At 71.4% G+C, this 16,524-nt stretch carries 18 protein-coding genes; 9 read left to right on the forward strand and 9 right to left on the reverse strand.

The window, feature by feature from the left end; translation table 11 throughout:
- Positions 1–79 precede the first annotated feature (79 nt).
- On the reverse strand, positions 80–826 hold the full coding sequence (locus tag ACFQS7_RS04775) for an orotate phosphoribosyltransferase (protein ID WP_380065873.1): 747 nt from the start codon (positions 824–826) through the stop codon (positions 80–82).
- A 60-nt stretch (positions 827–886) separates the two neighbouring features.
- Between ACFQS7_RS04775 and ACFQS7_RS04780 the strand changes: the two genes are divergently transcribed.
- The gene (locus ACFQS7_RS04780) at positions 887–1,819 is read left to right on the forward strand and encodes a mitochondrial fission ELM1 family protein (RefSeq protein WP_380065874.1); all 933 of its coding nucleotides are present in this window, start codon (positions 887–889) and stop codon (positions 1,817–1,819) included.
- A gap of 46 nt (positions 1,820–1,865) precedes the next feature.
- The gene (locus ACFQS7_RS04785) at positions 1,866–2,786 is read left to right on the forward strand and encodes a sulfite oxidase heme-binding subunit YedZ (protein WP_380065875.1); all 921 of its coding nucleotides are present in this window, start codon (positions 1,866–1,868) and stop codon (positions 2,784–2,786) included.
- 64 nt (positions 2,787–2,850) lie between these two features.
- Here the strand turns inward: ACFQS7_RS04785 and ACFQS7_RS04790 are convergent, their stop codons facing one another.
- Positions 2,851–3,828, reverse strand: a complete 978-nt coding sequence (locus ACFQS7_RS04790; protein ID WP_380065876.1) for a phosphoribosylaminoimidazolesuccinocarboxamide synthase — start codon at positions 3,826–3,828, stop codon at positions 2,851–2,853.
- Between the two features lie 151 nt (positions 3,829–3,979).
- Between ACFQS7_RS04790 and ACFQS7_RS04795 the strand changes: the two genes are divergently transcribed.
- From ACFQS7_RS04795 to ACFQS7_RS04805, 3 genes are all read left to right on the forward strand, one after another.
- Positions 3,980–5,050 (forward strand): tartrate dehydrogenase, encoded by a 1,071-nt coding sequence (locus ACFQS7_RS04795; protein ID WP_380065877.1) that lies wholly within the window; start codon positions 3,980–3,982, stop codon positions 5,048–5,050.
- A gap of 100 nt (positions 5,051–5,150) precedes the next feature.
- Complete coding sequence (locus ACFQS7_RS04800; RefSeq protein WP_380065878.1) at positions 5,151–5,300, forward strand: hypothetical protein; 150 nt, start codon at positions 5,151–5,153, stop codon at positions 5,298–5,300.
- A gap of 464 nt (positions 5,301–5,764) precedes the next feature.
- The gene (locus ACFQS7_RS04805; RefSeq protein ID WP_380066196.1) at positions 5,765–6,013 is read left to right on the forward strand and encodes a hypothetical protein; all 249 of its coding nucleotides are present in this window, start codon (positions 5,765–5,767) and stop codon (positions 6,011–6,013) included.
- A gap of 1 nt (position 6,014) precedes the next feature.
- Here ACFQS7_RS04805 and ACFQS7_RS04810 read toward each other — a convergent pair whose 3' ends face one another.
- The 6 genes from ACFQS7_RS04810 to ACFQS7_RS04835 form a co-directional block, all read right to left on the reverse strand.
- Entirely contained in the window at positions 6,015–6,710 is a 696-nt protein-coding gene (locus ACFQS7_RS04810; RefSeq protein ID WP_380065879.1) for an aspartate/glutamate racemase family protein, read from the reverse strand.
- A 41-nt stretch (positions 6,711–6,751) separates the two neighbouring features.
- Positions 6,752–7,402 (reverse strand): hypothetical protein, encoded by a 651-nt coding sequence (locus ACFQS7_RS04815; protein WP_380065880.1) that lies wholly within the window; start codon positions 7,400–7,402, stop codon positions 6,752–6,754.
- Between the two features lie 229 nt (positions 7,403–7,631).
- Positions 7,632–8,951 carry a citrate synthase gene (gene gltA, locus ACFQS7_RS04820; RefSeq protein WP_380065881.1) on the reverse strand — a complete coding sequence of 440 codons (1,320 nt, stop codon included), beginning with the start codon at positions 8,949–8,951 and terminating at the stop codon, positions 7,632–7,634.
- A 133-nt stretch (positions 8,952–9,084) separates the two neighbouring features.
- On the reverse strand, positions 9,085–9,648 hold the full coding sequence (locus ACFQS7_RS04825; protein ID WP_380065882.1) for a thermonuclease family protein: 564 nt from the start codon (positions 9,646–9,648) through the stop codon (positions 9,085–9,087).
- A gap of 78 nt (positions 9,649–9,726) precedes the next feature.
- Complete coding sequence (locus ACFQS7_RS04830; RefSeq protein ID WP_380065883.1) at positions 9,727–11,076, reverse strand: CHAD domain-containing protein; 1,350 nt, start codon at positions 11,074–11,076, stop codon at positions 9,727–9,729.
- Between the two features lie 176 nt (positions 11,077–11,252).
- Complete coding sequence (locus ACFQS7_RS04835; RefSeq protein ID WP_380065884.1) at positions 11,253–11,807, reverse strand: SixA phosphatase family protein; 555 nt, start codon at positions 11,805–11,807, stop codon at positions 11,253–11,255.
- 116 nt (positions 11,808–11,923) lie between these two features.
- On the opposite strand from ACFQS7_RS04835, the gene ACFQS7_RS04840 reads away from it, so the two are divergent.
- Genes ACFQS7_RS04840 through ACFQS7_RS04850 form a run of 3 tightly spaced genes read left to right on the forward strand, consistent with a single transcriptional unit; the run spans position 11,924 to position 14,938 of the window.
- Positions 11,924–12,565 carry a DUF6134 family protein gene (locus ACFQS7_RS04840; protein WP_380065885.1) on the forward strand — a complete coding sequence of 214 codons (642 nt, stop codon included), beginning with the start codon at positions 11,924–11,926 and terminating at the stop codon, positions 12,563–12,565.
- Entirely contained in the window at positions 12,565–14,121 is a 1,557-nt protein-coding gene (locus tag ACFQS7_RS04845; protein ID WP_380065886.1) for a cryptochrome/photolyase family protein, read from the forward strand. Before ACFQS7_RS04840 ends, ACFQS7_RS04845 begins: the two co-directional genes overlap by 1 nt.
- 52 nt (positions 14,122–14,173) lie before the next feature.
- On the forward strand, positions 14,174–14,938 hold the full coding sequence (locus tag ACFQS7_RS04850; RefSeq protein ID WP_380065887.1) for a creatininase family protein: 765 nt from the start codon (positions 14,174–14,176) through the stop codon (positions 14,936–14,938).
- Here ACFQS7_RS04850 and ppk2 read toward each other — a convergent pair.
- Positions 14,935–15,897 carry a polyphosphate kinase 2 gene (gene ppk2 / locus ACFQS7_RS04855; protein ID WP_380065888.1) on the reverse strand — a complete coding sequence of 321 codons (963 nt, stop codon included), beginning with the start codon at positions 15,895–15,897 and terminating at the stop codon, positions 14,935–14,937. The genes ACFQS7_RS04850 and ppk2 overlap by 4 nt on opposite strands.
- A gap of 157 nt (positions 15,898–16,054) precedes the next feature.
- Here ppk2 and ACFQS7_RS04860 point away from each other — a divergent pair, with 157 nt between their 5' ends.
- A complete protein-coding gene (locus tag ACFQS7_RS04860) occupies positions 16,055–16,519 on the forward strand; it encodes a GNAT family N-acetyltransferase (RefSeq protein WP_380065889.1) in 465 nt (154 codons plus the stop codon).
- Positions 16,520–16,524 lie beyond the last annotated feature (5 nt).

Genomic DNA, 16,524 nt, shown 5'->3' on the forward strand with positions numbered 1-16,524 from the left:
CAGGACTCTGGACATGGTGGTGCCGGGCTGCCCGGCAGGCTAGGGCCGGCGGGGTCGGATCCCGCCGGCGACCGGCACCCTATTCCTTCTCCGCCCCGTCGCGGATCGCCCGCGCCTCCTCGACCGAGCCGATGCCGCCATGCGCCTTCGACCAGGCCACCGGGTTCTCGAGGAATTTGCGCACTTCCTTCAGCGCGCTCTCGGCGAAATAGGGCCGCTCGCGGCAGACCTCGAGCACGTCCCACCAGGTGCAGAGGTGGTGCAGGTTCAGCCCCATGGCCTTCATCGCCTCGAAGCTGCCGGGGAAGACACCATAGTAGAAGACGACGAAGGTGTGGTCGCAGATCGCGCCGGCGTCGCGCAGCGCCTGGGCGAAGCGGACCTTCGACCCGCCATCGGTGGTCAGGTCCTCGACCAGCAGGGTGTTCTTGCCCTCCGGCACCTCGCCCTCGATCTGCGCGCCGCGGCCGAAGCCCTTCGGCTTCTTCCGCACATAGGCCATCGGGGTGGCCATGCGGTCGGCGATCCAGGCGGCGAAGGGGATGCCGGCGGTCTCGCCGCCCGCCACCACGTCGATGGTCTCGTAGCCGATATGCCGGCCGATCTTCTCGAAGCCGAGGTCGCAGATTTTGTTGCGGGCGCGCGGGAAGGATATGATTTTCCGGCAGTCGATATAAACCGGGCTCTTCCAGCCGCTGGTGAAGGTATAGGGCTCCTCCGGACGGAAGTTCACCGCCTTGATCTCCAGCAGGATTCGCGCGGTCGTCAGCGCGGCGTCACGGTCCCAATCTGAAGCGTGTTGGACGGAAGCGTGTTGCATGGCCATGGCGCGTATCCCTGCCGGCGTCGTGTCGCCGTCTCGTAACCCCCGAGGGGTGCGGCGTCCATGACGGAGGCGGCCATCTGGGCCCTGGCGGACCCCCGCGCCGGCACCGCGGCGCAGGCGCTCGGCATCGCCGAACGGCTGGGCCTGCCCTACCGGACCGTCCCGCTGGGCTGGAGCGGCATGGCCCGGCTGCCCTGGCCCTGGCCGAGTCTGGCCGGGCTGACGCCCGCATCGCGGGCCGGCTTCCAGCCGCCCTGGCCGCGAATCGTGCTCTCGGCGGGACGGCGCGCGGCGCCGGTGGCGCGCTGGCTAGGCCGGCGCGGGGCGAAGCTGGCGCATTGCATGCGGCCGGGCTTCGGCGCGGCGGAATTCGACCTGCTGGTGCTGGGGCAGCACGACCGGCCGCAGGACGCCGCCAACATCTTCCCCATCCTCGGCGCCTGCCACCGGATGACCCGGGCGCGGCTGGAGGCGGCGCGGCAGGACTGGGCGGTGCTGGCCGAATTGCCCTCGCCGCGGGTCGCCTTCCTGGTCGGCGGGCCGGTGCGGGCGGAGGGGATGGACCCGGCCCGCGCCGCGGCGCTCGGCGCCGAGGTGGCGCGCTTCGCCGGCAGCGTCATGGCGACCGCCAGCCGCCGCACCGGCGCGGCGGCCACCGAGTCGCTGGCCGCCTCGCTTGCCGGGGTGCCGCACCGGCTGCACCGCTGGGGCGATGCCGGACCGAACCCCTATGCCGGCTTCCTTGCCTGGGCCGATGCGGTGGTGGTCACCGGCGACAGCGTCTCGATGCTGTCGGAGGCCCTGGCGACCACGGTGCCGGTCTTCATCGCCGATCCGGGCGGGCTGGGGCCGCGGCACCTGCGGCTGCACGGCGCGCTGATCGCCGCCCGCCAGGCGCGGATGCTGGCGGCGGCGCCGGCGCCCTTTCCCCGCCCGCAATTGGACGAGGCGGCGCGGGTCGCCGCCGAGATTCGCGCGCGCGGTTGGGTTTGACCGATCGGAGGGTTACCGAAGGGGCCGCTGCGACGAAATGACGGGCATGATGCAGGCTATCCTCCGCACCGCCTTCCCGCTGCCCGCCGGCCGGGCCCGCCCCTTCACCTGGCCCTGGCAGGACCGTGCCGGGCGATTCTCCGCGCTGCGCGCCGTGGTCTTCGCCCTGCTGCTGGCGCCAGCGGCCTGGGTGGCCGGGGAGGCCGCGCTGGGCCTGCTGGGGCCGGAGCCCTGGAAGGCGGCGACGAAGGAGATCGGCCTGTGGACCATCCGGCTGCTCCTGCTGACCTTGGCGGTGACGCCGCTGGGCAGGATCCTGGCGGAGCCGCGCATCCTGGCGCTGCGCCGGCTGTTCGGCCTGGTGACGCTGGCCTACGCGGTGCTGCACTTGGTGCTCTACGCCGGACATGAGAATTTCGGCCTGTGGAAGGTCGCCTCCGAGATCGTCCTGCGGGTCTACCTGACCATCGGCTTCGTCGCCTTGGCTGGACTGGCGGTGCTGGGCTGGACCTCGACCGATGGCTGGATCCGGGCGCTCGGGCCGCGCTGGAAGCGGCTGCACGCCCTGGCCTTCCCGATCGCCGCGCTCGGCGTGCTGCATTTCTACATGCAGTCGAAGCTGGTGGTCTGGGAGGCGGTGCTGGCGGCCGGCTTCCTGGCCTGGCTGCTGGCCTGGCGGGCGCTGCCGGCGGGCTGGCGAGGCCGGCTGCCGGTGCTGCTGGCACTCGCCCCGCTGACCGCGCTGGCGGCGGCGGGGATCGAGTATGCCTGGTTCGCCCTGGCGACCAACCTGCCGGCGGAGCGCATCCTGCTGGCCAACCTGGATGTGGGCTTCGGGCTGCGCCCGGCGGTCTGGGCGGGGGTGGCGGCGCTGGGGGTGCCGGTGCTGGCGGCGGCGTGGCGTGCGATGCAGCGAAGGCCGGGGGAGAAGGTATTCTCCCCCAAGCCCCCTCATCTGTTTCCGTAAGCAGGCACCTGCCGCGTGGTGTTGGGGAGGGACAACCCATCCCTCCCCAATCTCGCTGCCGTCGTCAGAAATACGGCCGCAGGTTCGCCCGGATCCGCTCCAGCACCGGCTGCCCGGGATCGGGCAGCGGGAAACGGGTGCCGGTGATGGTCTCGAAGGCCTCGATATAGATCCGCGCGGCGTCGAGGTTCACCTCGGCCGGGATCTCCGGGATCGCGTCCTTGTACGGGTCGCAGCGCGCCACGACCCAGGACCGGACGAAGTCCTTGTCGAAGCTCTGCGGCGCCGTCCCGGCCTCGAAGCGCTCAGGGTAGCTGCCGGCGAACCAATAGCGGCTGGAATCCGGGGTGTGGATCTCGTCGGCCAGGACGATGTTGCCGGCCGCGTCGAAGCCGAATTCGTACTTGGTGTCGACCAGGATCAGGCCGCGCGCCGCCGCCATCTCCCGCCCCCGGGCGAACAGCCTGAGCGCGAGGGCGCTCACCTCGTCCCACTGCGCCTGGGTCAGCAGCCCGCCCGCGACGATCTGCGCCGGCGTCATCTCCTCGTCGTGGCCGACGTCGAAGGCCTTGCTGGTGGGCGTCAGGATGGTCTGCGGCAGCTTCTGGTTCGGCCGCATCCCATCGGGGAAGCGGTGGCCGTACATCTCCCGCCGCCCGGCCTCGTACATGGTCAGGATGGCGGTCGAGGTGGTGCCCGCCAGGTAGTCCCGCACCACCACCTCGACCGGCATGATGTCCAGCCTCCGGCAGACCAGCACGTTGGGGTCGGGGTACTCGATCACGTGGTTGGGGCAGATATCGGCCGTGTGCTCGAACCAGGAGCGCGCGAGCTGGGTCAGCACCTGGCCCTTCAGCGGCACGGCGGTGAGGATGCGGTCGAAGGCGCTGAGGCGGTCGGTGGCGATGATGATGCGGCGGCCATCCGGCAGGTCGTAATTCTCCCGCACCTTGCCGCGGTAGTGGTTCGGCAGCTCCGGGATTGCGGCGTCCCGCAGGACGAAATCGGCGTAGGCGGCGAGGTCGGCGGCGCTGGGGGGCATCTGCGGTCCTGGTCGGGCAGGGGCGGGGCGAGGGCATAGCATACCTCGGGCGGCGCGCACCTGCCCCACGCGGCGCGCGCTTGCCCCGGTGGGGTCTTGCCCGCCCGCCCCGCGCCCTTCAGGTTGCGCGCCCTGATCGGAGGAAGCCCGCATGGCGCGGAAGTACAAGATCGCCGTCATCCCCGGCGACGGCATCGGCAAGGAGACCACGCCCGAGGGGCTGCGCGTGCTGGATGCCGCCGCCCGCCGCTTCGGTTTCGAGCTGGAACTGACCCACTACGACTGGTCCTGCGAGACCTATGCGCAGACCGGCAAGATGATGCCCGATGATGGGATGGATCGCCTGAAGGACAGCGACAGCGTCTTCCTCGGCGCGGTCGGCTGGCCCGGCGTGCCGGACCATGTCTCGCTCTGGGGCCTGCTGATCCCGATCCGCCGCGGCTTCGACCAGTACGTGTCGCTGCGCCCCTGCAAGCTGCTGCCGGGGTCGAAGTCGCCGCTGGCCAACCGCACGCCGGAGGAGATCGACTTCTACGTGGTGCGGGAGAATACCGAGGGCGAGTACAGTAGCGTCGGCGGCCGGATGTTCCCGGGGACCGAGCGGGAATTCGTCTCCCAGCAGTCGATCCTGACGCGCATCGGCACGGACCGGATCATGAAATACGCCTTCGAGCTGGCGATGACCCGCAAACGCCGGAAGCTGACCAGCGCCACCAAGTCGAACGGCATCACCTTCACCATGCCCTACTGGGACGAGCGCTTCGCCGAGATGGCGAAGTCCTATCCTGAGGTGCAGACCGACCAGTTCCACATCGACATCCTCTGCGCCCATTTCGTCCAGCACCCGGACTGGTTCGACGTGGTGGTCGGCTCCAACCTGTTCGGCGACATCCTGTCCGATCTCGGCCCGGCGGTGGCGGGGTCGATCGGCATCGCGGCCTCGGCCAACATCAACCCGGAGAAGGCCTTCCCCTCGATGTTCGAGCCGGTGCACGGCTCGGCCCCCGACATCGCCGGCAAGTGGATCGCCAACCCGATCGGCCAGATCTGGTCGGGCGCCATGATGCTGGAACATCTGGGGGAGAAGGCGGCGGCGGATGCCATCGTCAACACGATCGAGGCGATGCTGCGCGACGGCGGCCCGCGCACCCGTGACATGGGCGGCCAGGCCGGCACGGTCGATGTCGGCAAGGCGTTGGCGGAGGCGATCGCCCGGGCCTGAAGCGATCCGGTGACTGCCATGCCGCCGAGCGCGGGGATCTGACTGGGCACGCCCGGCCGTGACGCTGGCGGAGGTGGCCCGGCCTGCCTGGGTTGGCGGCATGTCGGTCGCCCTTCGCCACGGGATGAGCCTGGCGGGGTTCGACGGCTACCGGCCGGTCGCCATGACCGGGGGGACCGCGGGGCATGCCCGCATCCAGCGCAACCTGATGATCGCGGCCAGGCCTGCGCCGTCTACGGGAGCGGCCTGAAGGCCGAGGTCGCCGGCGCCATCCGCGACCCGGGCGCCTGCGCAGGCCGCACCCCGGTCGCCGCCAATGCCATGGTCGTCCGCGACCCGGTGGTGATCTTCGAGGTGCTCAGCCCCTCGACCGCCTCGACCGACCGCATCACCAAGACCCGCGAGCATGCCGCGACCGCCTCGGTCCGCCATCACGTGATGCTGGAGCAGGACCGCATCGCCGCCACCGTCTTCGCCCGCATCGAGGGCGAGTGGCGCGGCACCCTGGCGATGCCGCCGACGCTCTGCACCTGCCGGAGATCGGCCTCGAGCCGCCGCTGGCCGAATGCGATGCGGGCATGGACCTGCCGGCCGACCCGGACGCGATTGCCCGCGAGGCTTGAACCCCGACCCTTGAACCGATGTTCAGGTGTCGCTAGAGTTGGTCGTGGTTGCGAGCGATTCTCAACTGGCTCGCAGCCGGAGGGTTCCCGAATGGGTCAGGCCACCATCCCCGTGAGCACCATCGTCCGCCGCTGCGAGCGCGCGGTGGTGACCGCCTACGGCGAGCTGCGGGTCGCGGGGACCGACGACCTCTCCGCCTTCCGGGCCTGCACCACGCTGTACCGCGTGCACCACCCGGAAGCCTCGATGCAGGAAGCCCGCCGGCTGGTGGCCGAATGGATCGACCACCACATCGTCCGCGGCGAATCCGGCCCCACCCCCGGCTGCGACTGCGATTGACCTAATTCAGCGCCCAGCCGATCGAGGCCCGCGCCAGCGCATCGATCGTGTCGATCACCGGGAAGGGAAGTTCCGGCCCCGCGGCGATGCCCAAGGGGATCTCGGTGCAGCCCAGCACCACCGCCCGGGCGCCGCGCGCCGCCAGGCCCCGCGCGACCTCGGCCAGCGGCGGATAGGCGTCCGCCACCCGGTTGGCCTTCACCAGGGCGATGGCGGGCGAGACCAGCCGGTCCATCTCGGCTGCGTCCGGTACCAGGCAGTCCCAGCCGGCGCCTTCCAGCCTTTCCTGGTAGAGCCGCATCGCCAGGGTCGCGGCGGTGCCCATCAGTCCAATCCGGCCCGGCGCCACGCCCAGCCGGGCGAGGTCGGCGGCCGCCGCATCGACGATGTGCAGGATCGGCAGCGCCGTGGCGTCCCGCATCGCGTCGAACCAGCCATGCGCGGTGTTGCAGGGGATGGCAATGGCGCCGCACCCGGCGGCTTCCAGGCCGCGGATGCCGCGCAGCAGGGCAGGCAGGGGGTCGGCCCCGCCGGCCAGCTTGGCGGCGGTGCGCGGCGGCACCCGCGGGTCGGACCAGAGGACGGTGGGGATGTGCTCCTGGTCCTGCTCCGCCGGGGTCAGCAGGGTCAGCCGCACCATGAATTGCGCGCTGGCCAGCGGTCCCATGCCGCCCAGCACGCCCAATACCTTGTCCACCACCGCCACACCCCGTTGCTGCCGGGGCGCAGTGTGCCCGATCAGGGCAGCCGCATGAAGTTGGCGCTGGCCGTGGCGCGCGACATCATCGCCCGCATGTCCGGGTCCTCATGCCCATGCTCGGCGGTCAGTGCCTCCATCGGGCAGAAGAACTCGTGCGGATGCGCCACCTGGCTGCGGGCGAAGCCGTCGTAGTGGCGGCTCTTGAGCCCGAAGACCACGCGGATGTCGCGCACCGGCAGGGTGAGCGGCTGCACCGGTTCCTCCTTCAGCATCAGCACCAAGCGCCAGCGCGGGGTCGGATCCTTCGGCTGCACCGGCGCCAGCAGCCAGGGCACCGGGCAGACCGCGAGCAGCGAGGAGGTCGAGGGCGCGAAGCGCGACCGCTTGTCGAGCAGGTTCTGCAGCGAGGAACAGGCCTCGATGCAGAGGATGTCGACATAGGGGTCGACCGCCGAGGGGCTGAAATGCAGCCACATGCCGTCCGGCAGGGTGCGCAGCCGGTCGGAGCCGGGCAGCTTCAGGAAGGGATGGGCCGGGCCATCGGCATCGCCCGGGCGGCCGCGCAGCCAGGTGCCCGGCTGCTTGGTGCTGGGGACGACGCCGGGCGGGCGCTGGGGCCATTTCCGCAACTGGCTCCGGACCTTGCGGTCGAGAGCCACGTGGCACGCCGCGGCTAAAGCCTCGCTCATGGGGAGCATTCCTGGATGTTTTATTCAACAACAGGTTAATGCTGCGGTCGTGATGGGGTGCAGGCAAGGGTTATTCGCGTCTGGCGTGTAACTTGCGTGGAAATCCGCAATCACTCCGCCGCGATCTATTGTGATTGTTTCGAACTATATTATAATTGTTATGGAACATGCATGAAAAACCCGCCGGCTTGCGCCGGCGGGCTGGCAGGATGGCCGGTGTCGTGGCGGATCAGCCGCGGCGGGTGACCGGCACATAGTCGCGCTGCGCGGCGCCGGTATAGATCTGCCGCGGCCGGCCGATGCGCTGCGACGGGTCCTCGATCATCTCCTTCCACTGGCTCACCCAGCCGACGGTGCGGGCGACCGCGAACAGCACGGTGAACATGCTGGTCGGGATGCCCATCGCCTTCAGGATGATGCCCGAATAGAAATCGACGTTCGGGTAGAGCTTGCGCTGGATGAAGTAGTCGTCCGACAGGGCGATCCGCTCCATCTCCATTGCCATGTCGAGCAGCGGCTCATCCTTGATGCCGAGCTCGGCCAGCACCTCATGGCAGGTCTCCTTCATGATCTTGGCGCGCGGGTCGAAGTTCTTGTAGACCCGATGGCCGAAGCCCATCAGCTTGGTGTGGCTGTTCTTGTCCTTCACCTCGGCAATGAACTGCGGGATGTTCTCCGGGCTGCCGATCTCGCCCAGCATCTTCAGCACCGCCTCGTTGGCGCCGCCATGCGCCGGGCCCCAGAGTGCGGCGATGCCGGCGGCGATGCAGGCGAAGGGGTTGGCGCCGGTCGAGCCGGCCAGCCGCACCGTGCTGGTCGAGGCGTTCTGCTCGTGGTCGGCGTGCAGGATCAGTATGCGGTCCATGGCGCGCGACAGGATCGGGTTCGGCTTCCAGGGCTCCGCCGGCACGGCGTTGAGCATGTAGAGGAAGTTCTCCGCGTAGCTCAGGTCGTTGCGCGGATACATGAAGGGCTGGCCGATCGAGTATTTGTAGGCCCAGGCCGCGATGGTCGGGATCTTGGCGATCAGCCGGAAGCAGGCGATCTCCCGCGCCTTCGGGTCGTTGATGTCGAGGTTGTCGTGGTAGAAGGCGGCGAGCGCCCCGACCACGCCGCAGATCACCGCCATCGGGTGCGCATCGCGGCGGAAGCCGTCGAAGAACCGCCGCAGCTGCTCGTGCACCATGGTGTGGTAGGTGACGCCCTTGCGGAATTCTTCCAGCTGGGACGGGGTCGGCAGGTCGCCGTACAGCAGCAGGTACGAAACCTCGATGAAGTCCGAGTTCTCCGCCAGCTGCTCGATCGGGAAGCCGCGGTAGAGCAGGACCCCGGCATCGCCATCGATATAGGTGATCTTGCTGTCGCAGCTCGCGGTCGCGCCGTAGCCCGGGTCGAAGGTGAAGACGCCGAGGTCGCCGTAGAGCTTGCGGATATCGACCACGTCCGGGCCGACGGTGCCGGACAGGACCGGCAGGCTCGTGCTGCGGTTCGACCCATCCAGCGTGACGGTGATGGTCGGCTTGGCCGCTCCGGTTGCCGAGCTGCTCATGGCGTATGCGTCCTTGAGGAATGCGCCGCCTCACAACGGGGCGTTCGCGTGGTGCGGTGCAGAATATCGGCCCGGGGCAGGGATTGGCAACGCGCCTTGGCACGAAGCGGGAACGCGGAATGCTGCCGGTCGGTCAGAATCCGCGCCGCCAGGCGTCCAGCGCCGGCTGCGCCCTGGACCAGAGGCCCCGCCCGGACTGCCGTGCCGCCGTCTCGATCGGCGCAAGGCCGGGCGCCGCGTCGCCATCGGCCAACGCCCAGCCGGCGGCGACCAGGGCGGCATTCAGCTCGACCCCACCGGCCTCGCACGTACCGAGCACCCTGCCGTGCCGGTCCTCGCCCCGCGGTTGGCAGGTCAGGCCGTGCCCAGCCACCAGGCCGGCCAGGGCCTCGGCCGCGGCGGCGCCGCAGTCGGTGGTCTGGCCGGCTGCATCGCGGCAGGTGGCCTGGCCACGCTGCGGCACCTGCACCGCATGCAGCCGCAGCACCTGCTCGCCCAGGCGCAGGGTCTCACCATCCAGCACGCGGATATCGCCGGCCGCCGCGGCCAGGACAGGCAGCGGTCGCGCAGCGCCGAGGAATCCGCGCGGCACCGCGGCCGAGAGCAGCAGGCCGAGCAGGCCGAGGCCGGTGGCGAAGGCGAGCGGCGCCCGCAGGCGGGTGGCCGGACTCGGTCGGAAGATGCGGCGGATGCGCATGCCGCCACGCGTATCGCGCCCCGCGGGAGGTCCGCAACCCAATCTTCACGCCATTGCGACCAGACTGCTTCAAACGGTTCAGAGGCGGGTCCAGGAAGGCCCTGCAACCATCAGATCCTCCCAGGCGTCGAGCGCATCCTTGCGCGCACCGCCGGCCCGGGCCGTGGCGAAGCCCTCCACCGCGCCGATCGCCCAGGCCGGGACGCCGCTGCCGAGCGAGGCGACCAGGCTGCGCGCCACCGCGGTGTCGTTGGCGATGCCGAGTTCCTCCTGCAGCGCCGCCAGGCGCCGCTGGAAGCGCCGGGTCGCCTTGCCGGCCCAGAGCGGGGCGAAGAGTTCCGTCGCATAGCGCAGCCGCTTGGCCTCCAACCGCACCTCGTGCAGCGCCTCGGCCGAGTGGCCCTCGATCTCCTCGCCCTCGGAACGCAGCTTGTGCCAGCGCTTGTCGAGCAGCGCGGCGGCGAATTCGGGCAGGCTCTCTTCCAGCCGGGCCGCACGGTCCGCCGCCTCGGCCGGCTCCACCGCGCGCCAGGGGCGTTGCAGCAGCAGGCCGAGCCCGGCCAGGACCAGCCGGCGGAACCCGGCGCCGTCGAGTTCCGCACGCAGCGCCGCATAGGCGGCCTGGCGACGCGCCTCGCCGGCCTTCAGCAGGGCGGCGATCCGCTTGTCGCCCGGCATGGCCGCGGCCACCTTGGCGCCCAGGCCGCCGAGGAAGACATCCCAGTCGCGCGCCGGGCCCAGCCGGTCGGCCAGCGCCTTCAGCCCGGCATCGAATTCCTGCATCGCCTGGCAGCCGGCCGCCGGGCGGAAGACCTTCAGCACCGAGCGCAGCCGGCGCAGCCCGACCCGCATCTGGTGCACGCCCTCCGGCCCGGCGCCGAGCCGGCAGGCCGGGGCATGGTGCAGCATCACCTCCAACAGGTGGCCGAGCGCGCCCAGCAGCGCCTCCTCCACCGTGGCGGCCTCGGCCAGGTCGGGCGGGCCGCGGCGACGGGCCCGCGGGCTCTTGCCCCGGGCCAGCGCCCGGCCTTCCTCGGCCAGGGCGGCGTGCTGCGGCAGCAGCGGCAGGTCGGTGGCCAGCCGCGTGGCCAGGCCGAGCACCGCCTCCGGCGAGCCTTCCAGCAGCAGCCGCGCCACCGGCCGCTCATCCGCCACGGCGCGCAGCTTGCCGGCCAGGAGCACCGCCTGGACCGGGCCTTCCGGCGTCGTCAGCGGCATCAGGCTGCGCCGGCCGCTGAAGGCGGCGACCGGCACCATCGGCCCGTCCTGCGGGTCGCTGGCCTTCACCATCTCGGCCGGGCTGCCGGGCAGCCAGGGTTGCGCCGCCTCCGGCATGGTCCGCAGCATCCGCCGCAGGCCGCGCTGCGACTGTTCCAGCGCCAGGCCGCGCTCGGCCAGCGCCGCCTCGGCACTGTCCAGCCAGATCAATTCCTCGGCCGTGCCGCGGGAGCGCCCGCCGCGGGCGCCCGCAATGGCCGGGTGGCGCGACAGCCGTGCCGTTGCTGCCGGGTCGAGCGCGAATTCCAGCGCCAGCCGCGGTCCGGCGGGACCGCCGCCCGGGTCCGGCGCCGGCGGGCTCTCCGGGCCGGCGCTATCGAGGTGGGTCAGCCGAGCAGCTCCGTCGAATCCGCCGCGAGCAGATCCCGGGGCTGGATGAATCGTATCAGTCGTCCACCCCCGGGCTCAAGCAGGTGCCAGGGGCTGGCGATGCTGAATTCGACCAGGGCGCCGGTCGGGTAGCCTTCCGCCAAGCGGTGCGCGATCGGGCCGCTGCGGCCGGGGGGCCCAGGCCCGATGCCGGCCAATTCCATCGCCAGCTCGTGCAGGCCGGGATTGTGGCCGAGCACCAGCAGGCTGCGGGCGGTCTCCGGCACCTCCCTGATCGCCGCCAGCAGGCCGCGCCAGGGCGCGAGGTAGAGCGCGTCCATCGGCTCGACCAGCGCCGGATCGTCGAAGGGGGTCAGTGATTCCAGCGTCTGCAGGGTGCGCCGGGCGGAGGAGACCAGGACGATGTCGGGTGCCAGGCCGAGCTCGCGCATCGCCTGCGCCATGGCGGCCGCGGCCCGGCGGCCACGCGCGTTGAGCGGCCGGGCGTGGTCGGAGAGGGCCGGGTCGTCCCAGGAGGACTTCGCGTGCCGCAGCAGCAGGAGCTGTCGCATCGGACGGCATGTTGGCACGCCCGGCCGGGCTTGTCCTGCCCCCATCACGGGCCGCCCCTACCGCTGGCGCCGCGCCGGCCTATGTTCCCGCCTCCGCCGCCGGAGGACCCGACCGCATGCCCGCTGCCCGCCCGGCCCCGTCCGACCGGCCCTGGGGCCTCTCCCGCCGCGGGCTGCTGGCGACGCCGGCGATCCTGGCCGCCGCCCCCGCGACGGCGCTGCCGGCGGCGCTGCGGTTCCGGGTGGTGCGGCAGGGCAGCGCGATCGGCACCCACGGCGTCACCTTCGCCGAGTCGGGCGGGGTGCTGACGGCCCTGACGGTGGTGGAGATCGCGGTGACGCTGCTCGGCGTCACCGTCTTCCGCTTCGGTCACCGCTTCGAGGAAGCCTGGGCCGGCGAGCGGCTGCTGGGCGCCAGCTCGCGGCGCGACCGCAACGGGACGGTGACCGAGATGCGCGCCACGCCGGCCGAAGGGGCGATCCTGGCGCAGGGCAGCGCCGGCCGGTTCCGCCTGCCGGCCGAGGCGGCGCCGCTGTCCTGGTGGAACAGCCGGCGGCTGGACCGGCCGCTCTTCGCCAACGACACCGGCAAGCCGCTGGCGCTGCGCTGGACCCGCAGCGCCTTGCCCGACGGCGGCACGCTCTGGCGGGCGACCGGGGAGGAGGAGTCGGAGGGGACCTATGCTGCCGACGGCACCTGGACCGGCTGGCGGACCAGGGCCGAGGACGGCAGCACCGTGGTCTACGAGCGCCTCTGATGGCAGGCATCCTGCGGGTCGTGCTCGGCGACCAGTGCTCACGCGGGCTGGCCGCGCTGCGCGACCTCGACCCGGCGCGGGACGTGGTGCTGCTGGCCGAGGTGATGGACGAGTGCACCTATGTTCGCCACCACAAGCAGAAGATCGTCCTGGTCCTGTCGGCGATGCGGCATTTCGCCCGGGCGCTCGAGGCGCGCGGCGTGCGGGTGGACTACATCCGGCTGGACGACCCAGGGAATACCGGGACCTTGGCCGGGGAGGTGGCCCGCGCCGTGGCCCGCCATGCGCCGGCGGGGATCGTCTGCACCTTCCCCGGCGAATTCCGCGTGCTGGCCGACATGCGGGGCTGGGAGGCGGCGACCGGCATCCCGGTCGAGATTCGCGACGACGACCGCTTCCTCTGCGACCTCGGCTGGTTCCGCCGCTGGGCGCAGGGCAAGGGTGGCGGCAGGAAGCAGCTGCGGATGGAATTCTTCTACCGCGAGATGCGCCGCGCCACCGGCCTGCTGATGGACGGCGACTCTCCCGAGGGCGGCGCCTGGAACTACGACGCCGAGAACCGCCGCCGGCTGGAGCCCGGTTTGGTGCCGCCTGCGCCGCGGCGCTTCCCGCCGGACGCCATCACGCGGGAGGTCATGGCCCTGGTCGAGGCCCGCTTCCCCGGCCATTTCGGCACGCTGGAGGAGTTCGCCTGGCCGGTGACGGCGCAACAGGCCGAGGCGGCGCTGGCGGATTTCATCGCCGCCCGGCTGCCGCGCTTCGGCGACTTCCAGGATGCCATGGCGACGGGGGAGCCGGTGCTGTTCCACGCCCTGGTCTCGACCAGCATGAATGCCGGGCTGCTGTCCCCGCGCGCCTGCTGCGAGGCGGCCGAGGCGGCCTGGCGCGAAGGCCGGGCGCCGCTGAACGCGGTGGAAGGGTTCATCCGGCAGATCCTCGGCTGGCGGGAGTATGTCCGCGGCGTCTACTGGCTGAAGATGCCGGACTATGCCGGGCTGAACGCGCTGGAGGCGACCCGTCCGCTGCCCTGGTCCTGGTGGTCGGGCGAGACGCGGATGAACTGCATCGCCCAGGCGGTGCGGCAGACCCGCGACCTGGCCTATGCCCACCATATCCAGCGGCTGATGGTGACGGGGAATTTCGCCCTGCTCGCCGGGCTCGACCCGGCCCAGGTCAATGAATGGTACCTGACGGTCTATGCCGATGCCTATGAATGGGTCGAACTGCCGAACACCCATGGCATGGCGATCCATGCCGATGGCGGCGTCATGGCCAGCAAGCCCTATGCGGCGAGCGGCGCCTACATCAACCGCATGTCGGACTACTGCCGATCTTGCGCCTATGACGTGAAGCAGTCCACCGGCCCGGTGGCCTGCCCGTTCAACGCGCTCTACTGGGACTTCATCGCCCGGCACGAGCGGCGCTTCGCCAACAACCCGCGCATGGCCATGCCGCAGCAGACCTGGCGGAAGATGGACCCGGCGAAGCGCCAGGCGTTGCAGGACAGTGCGGCCGCCTTCCTCGCCGGGCCGGAGCTGAACCCCGCCCCGGGCTGACCGCGGCCCGGCTTTCTGCCAGTCTGGTCAGGACAGGCGGGGGAGTCGGGCCATGGCCACCGAGTGCGAATGGATGCGGCTGACGGCGGAGGAATTGCGCGCCCGCGCCGCCGCGGATGCGCTGGTCATCATCCCCGTCGCCTCGCTGGAGCAGCACGGGCCGCACATGGCGACGGGCGTCGACATCATCCTGGCGACCGGCGTCGCCGCCCGCACCGCCGCCGGCATCGCCGCCGCCGGCGCGCCGGTGGTGGTCATGCCCTGCGTCTGGACGGGCCTGGCCGAGCACCACATGGAATTCGGCGGCACGGTCACGCTGGATTTCGACAGCTTCTCGGCGGTCCTGCGCGGCGTGGTGAAATCCGCCGCGCGGCACGGCTTCCGCCGCGTGATGCTGCTGAACGGCCATGGCGGCAATGCCGAGGCGGTGATGGTCGCGGCGTCCGAGTTCACCATCGAATTCGGCATCAAGGTCGCCGCCGGCACCTATTGGCACATGGTGCCGGAGGTGATCGCGCCGATCCTGGAGGTCCAGTCCGGCCTGATGCATGCCTGCGAGGCCGAGACCTCGATGATGCTGGCGCTCCGCCCCGACAGCGTGCGGCTCGACCGCCTGGCCGAGGCGCATGGGCCGATGTCGACCCGCGTCGAGGGCCAGCCGCCCGGCCTGGCGCTGCGCCGGTCCTTCCGCGCCATCTCCGCGACCGGCGTCATCGGCGATGCGCGCCCGGCGACGGCGGCGAAGGGCGAGGCTCTGCTGGCGGCGATCGGCGCCAAGCTGGCGGAATTGCTGTCGAACGGGAAGCTCTGGGCCTAGCCCCGCTTCGCCTCCGGGTGCAGCGACTTGCCGAGGATGTGGGCGTCCCGGCCGATGACATGCGCCGTGCTGCCGACGATCAGCGGGTCGGGCGCATGCACCACATGCGGGTCCTTGTCCGGATAGGGCAGCATGGACAGGAAATGCCGCATGCATTCCAGCCGCGCCCGCTTCTTGTCGTCCGACTTGACGATGGTCCAGGGCGCGTCGGCGGTGTCGGTGTAGAAGAACATCGCCTCCTTCGCCTCGGTGTAGTCGTCCCACTTGTCGAGGCTGGCCTTGTCGATCGGCGACAGCTTCCACTGCTTCAGCGGGTCGGTCTCGCGCGCCTGGAAGCGCAGCGCCTGCTCCTCCCGCGTCACCGAGAACCAGTACTTGAACAGCCGGATGCCGGAGCGGGTGAGCATGCGTTCCAGCTCCGGGCATTCCCGCATGAACTCCAGGTACTCGGCCGGTGAGCAGAATCCCATCACCCGCTCTACCCCCGCCCGGTTGTACCAGGACCGGTCGAAGAACACCGTCTCCCCGCCCGAGGGCAGATGCTGGATGTAGCGCTGGAAGTACCACTGGCTGCGCTCGCGCTCGGAGGGCTTCTCCAGCGCCACGATGCGGGCGGCGCGCGGGTTCAGGTGTTCCATGAAGCGCTTGATGGTGCCGCCCTTGCCGGCGGCGTCGCGCCCCTCGAACAGCATGGCGATGCGCTCGTTCGCCTGCTTCGCCCAGTTCTGCGCCTTCAGCAGCTCGACCTGCAGCGGCAGCACGCGCTGCAGGTATTCCTTTTCCGTCAGCTTGGTGGCGTAGGGGAATTCGCCGGTCTCGAAGGCGCGGCGGACCGCTTCCGGGTCGTGCGCGGGGCGCGGCTGGGCCGGCCGGCGTGGCCGCGGCTTCAGCAGGTCGCCCGCCGCGTTGCCGATCGAACGGGCGCTGTCGACCGGCGGCGCCGGCATGTCTTCGGCCATGCTGTCTGCAATCCCCAGGAAGCGCCGAAGTTGCGCGCCCTGGGCCCGGGCGCCCCATGATCCAGGTCAATCGCATGACATGGCGGTCGTACCGGCGCGGCTTGCCCTGGGCCGGAAGCGCCGCGATCCTGCCCCGCCGCAGCCGGAGCCGACCGCCATGTCCGACCCACCCATCCTCGCCGGCCACGCCGCCTGGGCGGCGCTGGCCGCCCCACCGCCCGGCATGGCCTTCGCGCGGGAGGAAGGCCGGCTCGACCCGGCCGAGTTCACCGCGGTGGTGCGGGCCTCCGGCCTGGTCCGCCCGGTGGACGACGCGGCGCGGATGGCGGCGATGCTGGCCGGGTCCAACCTGGTGGTCACCGCCCGTGACGCGGCCGGCCGGCTCGCCGGCGTCGCGCGGTCCTTCACCGACTTCGCCTATGGCTGCTACCTGTCCGACCTCTGCGTCGATCCCGCCTTCCAGGGGCGGAACGTCGGCCGGGGGCTGATCGCCGAGACCAAGCGAATCATCGGCCCGGGCTGCATGCTGCTGCTGCTCTCGGCGCCCGACCCGATGACCTGGTACCCGAAGCTGGGCATGGAGCGTGTGGCGAACGGCTTCATCATCCGCCGCGACGGCTGAAGCCA

It is taken from the genome of Dankookia sp. GCM10030260 (assembly GCF_042666655.1).
Classification (GTDB): Bacteria; Pseudomonadota; Alphaproteobacteria; order Acetobacterales; family Acetobacteraceae; genus Paracraurococcus.

Bases quoted from the DNA above. Each gene is read 5' to 3' on its own strand.
- ACFQS7_RS04835 (WP_380065884.1), bottom strand. From the start codon at position 11,807: ATGCGACAGCTCCTGCTGCTGCGGCACGCGAAGTCCTCCTGGGACGAC.
- ACFQS7_RS04800 (WP_380065878.1), top strand. From the start codon at position 5,151: ATGTCGGTCGCCCTTCGCCACGGGATGAGCCTGGCGGGGTTCGACGGC.
- ACFQS7_RS04825 (WP_380065882.1), bottom strand. From the start codon at position 9,648: ATGCGCATCCGCCGCATCTTCCGACCGAGTCCGGCCACCCGCCTGCGG.
- ppk2 (WP_380065888.1), bottom strand. From the start codon at position 15,897: ATGGCCGAAGACATGCCGGCGCCGCCGGTCGACAGCGCCCGTTCGATC.
- ACFQS7_RS04785 (WP_380065875.1), top strand. From the start codon at position 1,866: ATGATGCAGGCTATCCTCCGCACCGCCTTCCCGCTGCCCGCCGGCCGG.
- ACFQS7_RS04815 (WP_380065880.1), bottom strand. From the start codon at position 7,402: ATGAGCGAGGCTTTAGCCGCGGCGTGCCACGTGGCTCTCGACCGCAAG.
- ACFQS7_RS04840 (WP_380065885.1), top strand. From the start codon at position 11,924: ATGCCCGCTGCCCGCCCGGCCCCGTCCGACCGGCCCTGGGGCCTCTCC.
- ACFQS7_RS04805 (WP_380066196.1), top strand. From the start codon at position 5,765: ATGGGTCAGGCCACCATCCCCGTGAGCACCATCGTCCGCCGCTGCGAG.
- ACFQS7_RS04850 (WP_380065887.1), top strand. From the start codon at position 14,174: ATGGCCACCGAGTGCGAATGGATGCGGCTGACGGCGGAGGAATTGCGC.
- gltA (WP_380065881.1), bottom strand. From the start codon at position 8,951: ATGAGCAGCTCGGCAACCGGAGCGGCCAAGCCGACCATCACCGTCACG.
- ACFQS7_RS04795 (WP_380065877.1), top strand. From the start codon at position 3,980: ATGGCGCGGAAGTACAAGATCGCCGTCATCCCCGGCGACGGCATCGGC.
- ACFQS7_RS04860 (WP_380065889.1), top strand. From the start codon at position 16,055: ATGTCCGACCCACCCATCCTCGCCGGCCACGCCGCCTGGGCGGCGCTG.
- ACFQS7_RS04845 (WP_380065886.1), top strand. From the start codon at position 12,565: ATGGCAGGCATCCTGCGGGTCGTGCTCGGCGACCAGTGCTCACGCGGG.
- ACFQS7_RS04790 (WP_380065876.1), bottom strand. From the start codon at position 3,828: ATGCCCCCCAGCGCCGCCGACCTCGCCGCCTACGCCGATTTCGTCCTG.
- ACFQS7_RS04775 (WP_380065873.1), bottom strand. From the start codon at position 826: ATGGCCATGCAACACGCTTCCGTCCAACACGCTTCAGATTGGGACCGT.
- ACFQS7_RS04780 (WP_380065874.1), top strand. From the start codon at position 887: ATGACGGAGGCGGCCATCTGGGCCCTGGCGGACCCCCGCGCCGGCACC.